The following is a 9,257-nucleotide window of genomic DNA, read 5'->3' as shown; positions in this document are numbered from 1 at the left end:
ATATCTATAGAATCTTGCAAATGAAGTAATAACAGATATTATTGTGTCGCGTTTCTAAATTGATTACTTTGTCTCATCTCTAAATAGCCGTGACATTACCTGTGCCGCAAAGTTAGAGTATCCTGATCCCGCAAAGCAGCAATACCACTCTCCCCGCGTCAATGCCCGTCCCGGGCAACGTCGTCTTTCGGGACCGTATCCACCAGGTTCTTCCGATGGAAAATGAAGAGTCCAGCAAGGACGATGATAGCGGAGCCGATGATAATCTGGGTGTCCGGAATATCGCCGAAGAAAACGAAGCCCAGGACGATTGCCCAGACAAGCAGGCTATATTGGAGCGGAGCCAGGAGCGAAGCTGGCGCGAGCTTCAAGGATCTGGTTATCAGCATATGAGCGCTACCGGCGACAATGCCGAGGGCGAGCATCGCACCGAGATCGAGCGCTGATGCGGAACGCCAGTTGCCGATGCTGAGCGCCAACCCGGCAATAAGCGCACCGAGCGTCTGCCACGCGACCAGCGTCGCATCGCGTGTCTGCCGCAGCCGCCGTCCAAGCACCAGGGTCAATGAGAATGCGAGGCTGCCGCTGAGGCCGAAAAGCGATGGCCAGGAAAACATTGCCGCCGAAGGTCTGAGCGCGATCAATACGCCGATAAAGCCGACGAAAACCGCAAGCCAGCGCCGCCAGCCGATCCTCTCGTCAAGGAAGAAATGCGAGATCGCCGCCACATAGATAGGGCCGGCCATGTAGAAGGTCATGACATCGGCAAGCGGCAGATAGGCGACAGCGGCGTAAAAGAGAGCGACGTCGAGCGTCGCCATGACGACACGCAGAAGCTGCAGCGGCGGCCGTTCGAGGCGAAAAAGCGCGTCACTGCCCTGCCGCGCGATCATAGGCGCCAGAATAATGAACGAACCGAATGAGCGGATCACCAGAATCTGGCCGACGGAGAAACTCGCAACCAGCCACTTGCCCATGGCATCGTTCAGCGAAAACAGGAAGTCGCCGAGAAGCATCAGCAGCATGCCGGCAAGTACAAGATTGCCGCTTGTTACGGCTTTGCCCATGCGCATGCTGACTATCCTTGCGAATCCTGCATTTTACCACCTGCGCTTTAGCCGGTTTTGCCCCCTACCCGCAATGGATTTCCTCGTGGGCAGTTATTCCCAAAATCTATCGGTTTCCAGCCACAGAAGCATCGGAGCGCTCGCCGTCGGCAGACGCGATCTTCCTCTAAAACTTGAGCGGATGTTTATAAATTCGGTTATATGATAACGTTTATGGAAGCGACGAGCCGAACCTCGCCAAAGGGAGACGCTCAATATTCCTACATGCTTTTCATTGTTGCATAACAGCCTGCCGATATTGTCCGCTTGCCGGGTGAGAGAAGATACATGATGCAGCCGCCGGATGGAGCGCCAGATCCTACGCACCGGGACCAAGACGTCGAAGACGAGCAGGTCCTTAAGCCATTTGAATTGCTCCAGGCCCGGTACCAGTCTCTCGCCGAGCGCTACGAATGGCTCGAAGCCATGATCAACTACGTACCGGACTATATCTATGCCAAGGACAGGAATGGCCGCTTCCTTTTTGCTAACCTGGCGATCGTCCTCAACAATGGCTTCACGCATGTCGACGAGTTGATTGGACTTACCGACGCCGAAATTCACCCCATGGCCGATGCCTACAAGATCGAAGAAGTCGAACGGCAGGTAATGGAGAGCGGCAAGGCCGATCTCGGCGTCGAGGAACGGCGACTGAAGGGTGAAGGCTGGCTCATGATGTCGCGGGTGCCGCTACGCGACAGAAACGGCAACATCATCGGCGTCGTCGGCGCATCGCGCGACATTTCCGCTCGAAAACGGGCGGAAAAACTGATGAGTGCCCAGACGAAGCTTCTACAAGATGTGGCGCGCGGCGTTGATCTCGACGTATTTCTCAGGGAGTCCCAAGTCCTTCTTGAGGAATTGCTCAACGGCAGACGCGTGAGCTTCGTCCTCAATGGCGATCAAGCCGAACCGCTTGCCGGCGATATCCTGGAATTTCCCATTTTTTCGCGAGACGGCGGCCGGCATGGAGCCCTGGTGACGGTGCAAACCGATGGTGACGAGGCCGGGCTTATGGAATTCTTCGCCGGCATAGCGCAGACCGTGGGCATTGCCATCGATCGCCATCGCGACATCGCCCATATCGCCTATCTGGCTGAACATGACGCGCTCACCGGCCTGCCGAACCGCATGCTGCTCGACCGCAAGCTCAGCGCCCTCTTGGAAAAAGCGTCCCGACAACAAAGGTCATTGGCCGTGGCCTTTGTCGACCTCGATAATTTCAAGCTGGTGAACGACACCCTTGGCCACGCAGCCGGCGATGAATTACTGACCGTTGTTGCGCGGCGCATATCGACCCAAGTCGGCGAAGGCGGCGTTGTTGCGAGGATTGGCGGTGATGAATTCATCATCGTTCTGGAAGATCCGGCTGAGCCAATATATGAGAGGCTCGCGGCCGTACTGGCAGACATTTCCCAGCCCATGATTGTACAAGGCGTCGAAATCCGGGTAGGCTGCAGCATCGGTGTCGCGTGCGCCATGGAGCATGGCACGACGGCTTCGGAACTCTTCGCAAATGCCGATATGGCGCTCTATCGTGCCAAGGAAGCGGGGCGCAATGCCATTCGCCTGTTCACGCCGGCGATGGCGGAGGACGCCCGCAACAAGCTGATCCGTATCGAAGAATTGCGACGCGCTGTGGAGCGGGACGAATTCGTGCTCCATTATCAACCGCAAAAGGAAGTTCGCAGCGGCAAGATCATTGGCGTCGAGGCCCTCGTGCGGTGGCAGCATCCTGTCGAGGGCTTGTTGTTGCCCGGTGTCTTCATTCCGCTCGCGGAAGAAACAGGGCTCATCGTCCCGCTCGGCGAAATCGTTCTGCGAAAGGCCTGCCAGCAAGCCCGTCTGTGGCAAGATCGCGGCCTGCCCGCACTGCGCATGGGCGTCAACGTATCTGCGCGGCAATTCCTGGAGAGTTCACTGACAAGCCATGTGGCATCCGCATTGCAATCGGCTGATCTCGACCCGCAATGGCTTGAGCTCGAACTGACGGAAAGCTTGATCATGCGTGACGTAGAAGGCGCCATCGAGCGGATGCATGAACTGAAAGAGCTGGGTGTCAGCCTCGCGATGGATGATTTCGGCACCGGATATTCAAGCCTGAGCACACTCAGGCGCTTTCCGCTTTCCCGGCTGAAGATCGACAGATCCTTCATTGCCGACATTCCCGAAAAGCCGGGCGATATGGCAATTACGTCCGCCATCGTATCGCTCGGCAGAACACTCGATCTGGAAGTCGTGGCGGAAGGCGTCGAGACCGAGGAGCAGGCCCGTTTTCTCGAAGGCGCCGGATGCGAATTGCTTCAGGGCTATCTGTTTGCCCGGCCCCTTCCCTCCTCCGAGATCGAAAGCCTGATTACCGGGACCGTTTCGAAAGCTGTGTAGATATTCGCACGGAGCAGCTCCCCGCACGCGGATGCCTCTCAAGGAAATGTCGCCATCTCGATCCAGTTCGCACCTGCATTGACCGGGTATCGCCCCACCAATGCGAGACCGCCATCGGATTGGTCGATGGCGTAGACGGACAGCCGGTCGGATTTCTCTCCCGATACGACGAGGAACCGGCCTGATGGGTCGATGCGGATGCCGCGCGGCTGCTGCTCGGTCGGATAATTCGTGACGTAAGTCAGCCTTCCGTTATCCACATCGATTTTCAATAGCGCAAGCCGGCTGGTGGTCCTTTCCGTCGTATAAAGAAATCTGCCGTCCGGTGTGATGCCGATATCTGCGGCCCAGATCTTCGGCTCGCCGTTGTCTGGTGAGACTGAATCCGGTGCTAGGCCAGGCGACAGGCCCGCATCCTCGGGAACGGAAGCGAGGCTCTCGACCTCTCTCAATGTGCCCCTATCGGCATCGAGCGCATAGTGGACGACATGGCCGGTCAGCTCCGTCAGAACGTAGACGGCCTTATTATCCGGCGACACAACGATATGCCGCGGGCCAAAGCCCTTGCCGGTCAGGACCTGAGCCGGATCGTTCGGCTTCAGTATCCCGGTCTCAGGGTGTAGGATGAATTGCTGCACGGCATCGGAGCCGAGATTGGTGACAAAGACATATTTGCCTGTCCGATCAGTGACGATCGAATGGGCGTTGCGGCCGGTTGCGATCACTTGTTGGGCTCGCGCGGTGACGAGCCCATTCTTGTCGATGAGCAGCACGGCGATCTTGTCGCCGCCATAAGAGGCAGCCAATAGAAGCCCGCCTGTCGGGTCGAGGGCGACATAGGCCATGCTGTCGGGCAGCGCTGCGGCCGCCTCCTGCCTTAATCTGCCGCTTTCGGGGTCGATCGCCAGCGTCAGCACCCGGTAAGGCTGCGCACGGATAACGGCGTAAAGATGCCGCCTGTCGAGGCTGACAGCCATCGGCATAACCATCCCGCCGACATCCATGCTGGATATCACCGTGAGCGCACCTGTCGCTCCATCCATTCGATAGGCATCGATCGTTCCGGCAATTGCCGCAGAGACATATACGAACGTGCGATGCACACTGGAAGAAGGCTGATTCACGAATCACCTCGTCCGAGCATCAGGGCCGGTTCCATCGGCGGCGATGCGGATCATCTGGAAAATAGATACTGCTATCCATCGAATGCGCGAAAACCGGATAGTCGCAATCCCCTCGATCCGGCTGGCCAAACAGACGGAACATCTCTTTCGAAAAATCGACCGCTATCATATGACATAATATGACAAGAGCACCCTGTCGAGCATTATTGCTCCTGCAGCTCGGCGAGACGGCGATAGCGACGCTGGCTCGCCATCATATGCGCCCGCATCGCTTGTCGCGCGCGTTCTGGATCTTGATCGGCGATCGCCGCTAAAATCTCCGCATGCTCTGCATGAACCTTCTGCAGATAGGCGCGGTCATTCGCCTCGGGCAATGTCGGAAACTGCCGGCGCGGAATGGTTCGTGTACCGAAATGCCGGAGCACATCGACATAGAACCGGTTATTCGTCGCAGCTGCGATCGCCATATGGAACTCATAATCCGCTTCGACAGTCGACAGCCCCTGCTCTATCAGCTGCGCCATCTTACGGTTGGCGGTTGCTATCGCGGCCTCCTGTTCGGCAGTCCTGCGATAGGCGGCGATGGCTGCCGCCTCGCCTTCCGCCGCCATGCGGAATTCCAGCAGTTCCAGCGTTTCGGGGATACTCTTGACCTCGACCGGCGTCAGCAGCAGCCCAGACCGCGTCGGTGTGTCGGAAACGAATACGCCCTTGCCCTGAACCGGCGTGACGAGGCCTGCCGCACGAAGATCTGCAATCGCCTCGCGCACGACGGTCCGGCTGACGTCGAACGCAGCCTCAAGCTGCGGCTCGGTCGGAAGCTGGTCGCCGGCCCGAAGCTTGCCGCTCTCGATCTGCAAGCGCAATTCGTCGATGACCCTTTGTGCCAGCCTTTGCCGTGTCCGGGCATTTGTCGTCATTCCCAATTCCCGACCCATTTCTTGGCCTTCAACCGCAGTCGCTTCTCATCGTCAGCAAGTCATCATACGAATAGTCTTAACATCAGGCGCGTCGAATGCAATTGGGCCAGGCGGGCCCATCAGATTTCCCAGTCAGAACTATATGCCCTGGATCTCAATTTCGACGACAATTCCAGCTGTACCTCGATCGTCTTCTGCAGCCTTGCCTGGAGACTGTCGGACGAGATGGTGCCGTCTAACCAATCCCGCTCGGTGGCGTAAACGACATAGCATTACAGTTGCATTTTGGTTTTCAGGTGAGCTTGTCGAGCGGCAGCCTGATGGGCGCGTCTCCAGCATGACCATGCGATGATGTAGGCTGGCTTTATGCGACGCTTGGCAAGCCTGGTGGCGATGCGCCGGATCTCCTGGACGGACCAGCGGATCAGATCTTGATGGTCGGCATCCTCGGTCTTTTTTGGGGCGTCGCGTCGTTGGCGCGGTACCGGATCACCGCCAGCATAGCGAATGCGAGCATGACGAGAGAGACGTGGCGATGCCAGCCATGCCATGATCGGGTCTCATTGTGATCGAGACCGAGCTCGTTCTTGGCGGTCTCGAAGCTGTCTTCGATTGCCCAACGATGACCTTCTACCGTCACCAGCTTTTCCATGGACGTGCCAACCGGGCACCATGTGGAGAAGAAAGCAAGATCGCCATCGGCGATGTTGCGGCGGATCAGCAGCCCGCGTGTCCAGATACCGGGGAATGCCGCGTCGAAAACATCGGCGTCGAGATCGGCGAGTTCAAGATACACCCAATCATGCAACCGTGCGCCTTTGGTGCCGTCGCCTGCCGACAGGCGTCTCCAGGCGTTCTCAGGCAGGGCTTCGGCGATGTCCTTCGCCGTGCCGGCCACAGCAAGCGATTTACCCCAGGAGCTGAAGGGATGGTTGGCGTTCACGCCCAGTACATAGCCCTTGGCGGCTCGCTTGAGTGCCATCTCAATGTCGCCCATAAACACTGTCGGCCGCCACCCAGGAAAACGGTGCTTGCGAAGCGATCGCTTGCTCGATCATCGTGAGCGCCAATGCCGGCTTGGTCAGAAAGCCGACTTTGTCGGGCACATGGGCTTTGGCCATACGGTCCCGGTCATCTGTCCAGGCTTTCGGCAGATAGAGCACCCGGTCGATGAAGGCATGGCCATGCCGGGAGACATAGGATGCGAACACGCCGATCTGGCAATTGGTGATCTTGCCCGCCGATCCAGTATATTGCCGACCGACCCCGCACGACGCCTTGCCCTGCTTGAGAAAACCAGTTTCATCGATCACCAACACCGCATCATCATCGGCCAGCGTTTCCAGCGCATAGACACGAACGATGTCGCGCAAAGCATCCGCATCCCAGTGTCCCCGGCCCAAAATCGCCTGCTGCCGCCACGGACCGGGGTCGCCAGCCGCTTCCGCGCGCATCCATCCCGTCTTGCGCCGCTCGTCACCCAGCAAGCCGTCCAGAAAAAGGTTTGCCGATGCGGCAACCCGCTCCTGCGTAAACAATCCGCTCATACGACCCTTCACCTCGCGCAGCGAGGATGCCCAAAGCTCCAGCGTCGTCTCGATTGATGCACCAATCATCCATGACCTCCGAATCATGGAGACCTATAGATTCAGACCATGGATAAATGTGCAACTGTAATGATAGGGATTGATCACGCATTTGAAATCGAGCATCAGCGACGTGGCCAGACTTCCATAAGCCATATAGCTGTGCGGAAGCCCACCGGAGCAGATGAAAGTGACGATCTGATCGAACCAGGCCGATTTTCGTCCGCCGGCGCCTGTCGCACCGGTAAGTTCGATCAGGCTCTTGGCAGCACTTCCCACCGACCAATTATAAATGGGTACCGCAAGCAAGACACCATCCGCATCGCGAATTGCACGATACAGCCGGTCGTATGAAGGATGTTCATAGCATTTCAAATTGTCGAAAGCGGGCAACTCCAGATGCTGAAGATCGATAAACTCGACTTCGCATCGCCTCTCTCGCAACAAATTTTCAGCCTCGCGAGCCATGCGGCGGCTCCTGCTTTTCGGATCAAGGCTGCATGAAAGGATGGTGATCTTCAGAGGATCCATTGCCTATTCACTCCAGCATCATCGTTACGAGAAGAGGTTTTAAGTATGCGTCATGACGGCGAGACGGCCACCCCCTCACCAAAATCCTACCGGCTAGGCAGTCTATGAATATGATCCTGAAAATAGCAATGCGCCGCCCCGTCATTGCGGTAACGCGGCCAGAGAGCCTCAGATGTCCTTGGGGCGCCGTGAACGGGCTATTTCCCTTTTGACCAACCTATGCAAAGTTGTACGCATGACAGGAACAGCCGCGTCGTAACGGAAGTTGGCGAATAGATTTGAGGTCTGGCAAGGTATTGATCGCGTGGGCAGCGCTGCCGCCCCTACCGGGCTTGCCTGACAGTCTCGGAGGGCATTTCTCCGAAGGATTGATAATATAGCGCTGCGAACCGCCCCATATGGGAAAATCCCCAATCGCGCGCTATGTCGGCCACAACCCGCGGGCGGTTCGATTGCGTCAAGGCCTTACGCGCGCCTTGCAGGCGTATCTCGCGCAGATAGCCGAGGGGCGTCATGTTCTTGAACTGCTGAAATGCGGTCTGTAAAGATCGCACGCTTGTTCCGCTCTCGCGCGCAATATCGGCGATCTTGATGTCCGCACCTGCATTTACGTGCATATATTCCATTGCGCGCTTCAACTGCCTCGGGATTGCCGGCGATGCCGGCCCTTGCAACTGCGGCGTATAATTGTGCGGCACAGTCTCAAGCAGAGCAATCATCATTGCCTGCAAAAGGCATTCGGTGAATGAAGCGGAGGATTTTTGTTGGCCGGCCGCTGTGAGGTCCTGCCAGATCAAGTTTCCAAGAGCGGCAATCTGCATCCCTCGCCCCGATGTCAAATCGACCGGGCCGGCGAATTCCAGATCAGAGCGCACCGGTGCGTCCAGCAGCGTGCTGAGTTGCCGTATCATGGCCGCCTTTTCGAATGCGATGCCCATATGGCTCCGCTGCTCGAAAAACGTGAGCCGGCTGAAAGAAGACATATCGGCCACAAGTCCCCTGCCCGGCTCCGATTCCAATTGCCGCCCAGCGGCGTCGACAAGCATCTTGCCGGCGGTCGGCAGATAAAGGCCGTAGGCTTCGGGGCCACCGGGCAGCATAACGCTCATGCCAGAATGACATTTGCCGCGCCAGACGCTGCAGGAGCCGATCGTATAGTGGCGGTCTTCCACCGAAATTGCACCGCGGCGATGGAGAGGTTCGACAATCGCGGGAAACAGGGTTCTCGCGTAATGTGCGGTCATCTCCTCGGCATCGGCTTTCTCGATTTGGGACACCGAGCACGTCGCGTAAGTCAAATGTTCCCCTCATAGCGCTGCGTCTGCAGATTACCTTTTTAGCCTTCGGTCATCTGCCTTAAAAATACATCCTCGCTTACGCCCCCGAAGAAAATAGCGCCATAAAACTAGAAAAATCAATGGTTCATCGAATAAGTATGATAATTACAACCATGCGGATGCATCGCAACGTGAGTATATATTTTCTTCCTGCTTATATTATTTCATAATATGATCGGACGCATTGAGATATATTTCATATTTAAAGAATGCCTCTCGTTAATACGTTAATTTTTCAGCCGGGGCCGCACAGGATGCCTGAATATAC

6 protein-coding genes and 1 pseudogene are annotated in these 9,257 nt (G+C 57.0%); 1 reads left to right on the top strand and 6 read right to left on the bottom strand.

Annotated features, from left to right (window positions below; translation table 11 throughout):
- Positions 1-158: 158 nt before the first annotated feature.
- On the bottom strand, positions 159-1,073 hold the full coding sequence (locus FHT73_RS26820; protein ID WP_183716034.1) for a DMT family transporter: 915 nt from the start codon (positions 1,071-1,073) through the stop codon (positions 159-161).
- A 321-nt stretch (positions 1,074-1,394) separates the two neighbouring features.
- Here FHT73_RS26820 and FHT73_RS26815 point away from each other — a divergent pair, with 321 nt between their 5' ends.
- Complete coding sequence (locus FHT73_RS26815) at positions 1,395-3,491, top strand: GGDEF and EAL domain-containing protein (RefSeq protein ID WP_183716032.1); 2,097 nt, start codon at positions 1,395-1,397, stop codon at positions 3,489-3,491.
- A 38-nt stretch (positions 3,492-3,529) separates the two neighbouring features.
- Here the strand turns inward: FHT73_RS26815 and FHT73_RS26810 are convergent, their stop codons facing one another.
- The 5 genes and pseudogenes from FHT73_RS26810 to FHT73_RS26790 all read right to left on the bottom strand — a co-directional run bounded on the left by FHT73_RS26810 (position 3,530) and on the right by FHT73_RS26790 (position 8,950).
- Entirely contained in the window at positions 3,530-4,615 is a 1,086-nt protein-coding gene (locus FHT73_RS26810) for a lactonase family protein (protein WP_183716030.1), read from the bottom strand.
- A 203-nt stretch (positions 4,616-4,818) separates the two neighbouring features.
- The gene (locus FHT73_RS26805; RefSeq protein ID WP_183716028.1) at positions 4,819-5,535 is read right to left on the bottom strand and encodes a FadR/GntR family transcriptional regulator; all 717 of its coding nucleotides are present in this window, start codon (positions 5,533-5,535) and stop codon (positions 4,819-4,821) included.
- Between the two features lie 424 nt (positions 5,536-5,959).
- Positions 5,960-7,169, bottom strand: a pseudogene (locus FHT73_RS26800) (IS701 family transposase).
- 6 nt (positions 7,170-7,175) lie between these two features.
- On the bottom strand, positions 7,176-7,652 hold the full coding sequence (locus tag FHT73_RS26795) for an NADPH-dependent FMN reductase (protein WP_246712247.1): 477 nt from the start codon (positions 7,650-7,652) through the stop codon (positions 7,176-7,178).
- Between the two features lie 323 nt (positions 7,653-7,975).
- Positions 7,976-8,950, bottom strand: coding sequence for an AraC family transcriptional regulator (locus FHT73_RS26790; protein ID WP_246712246.1), 975 nt, complete (start codon positions 8,948-8,950; stop codon positions 7,976-7,978).
- Between the last annotated feature and the right edge of the window lie 307 nt (positions 8,951-9,257).

This window comes from Rhizobium sp. BK098 (assembly GCF_014193155.1).
Classification (GTDB): Bacteria; Pseudomonadota; Alphaproteobacteria; order Rhizobiales; family Rhizobiaceae; genus Rhizobium.
Note: the sequence above shows the minus strand (reverse complement) of the source record. Positions and strands in the feature narration are given on the sequence as shown.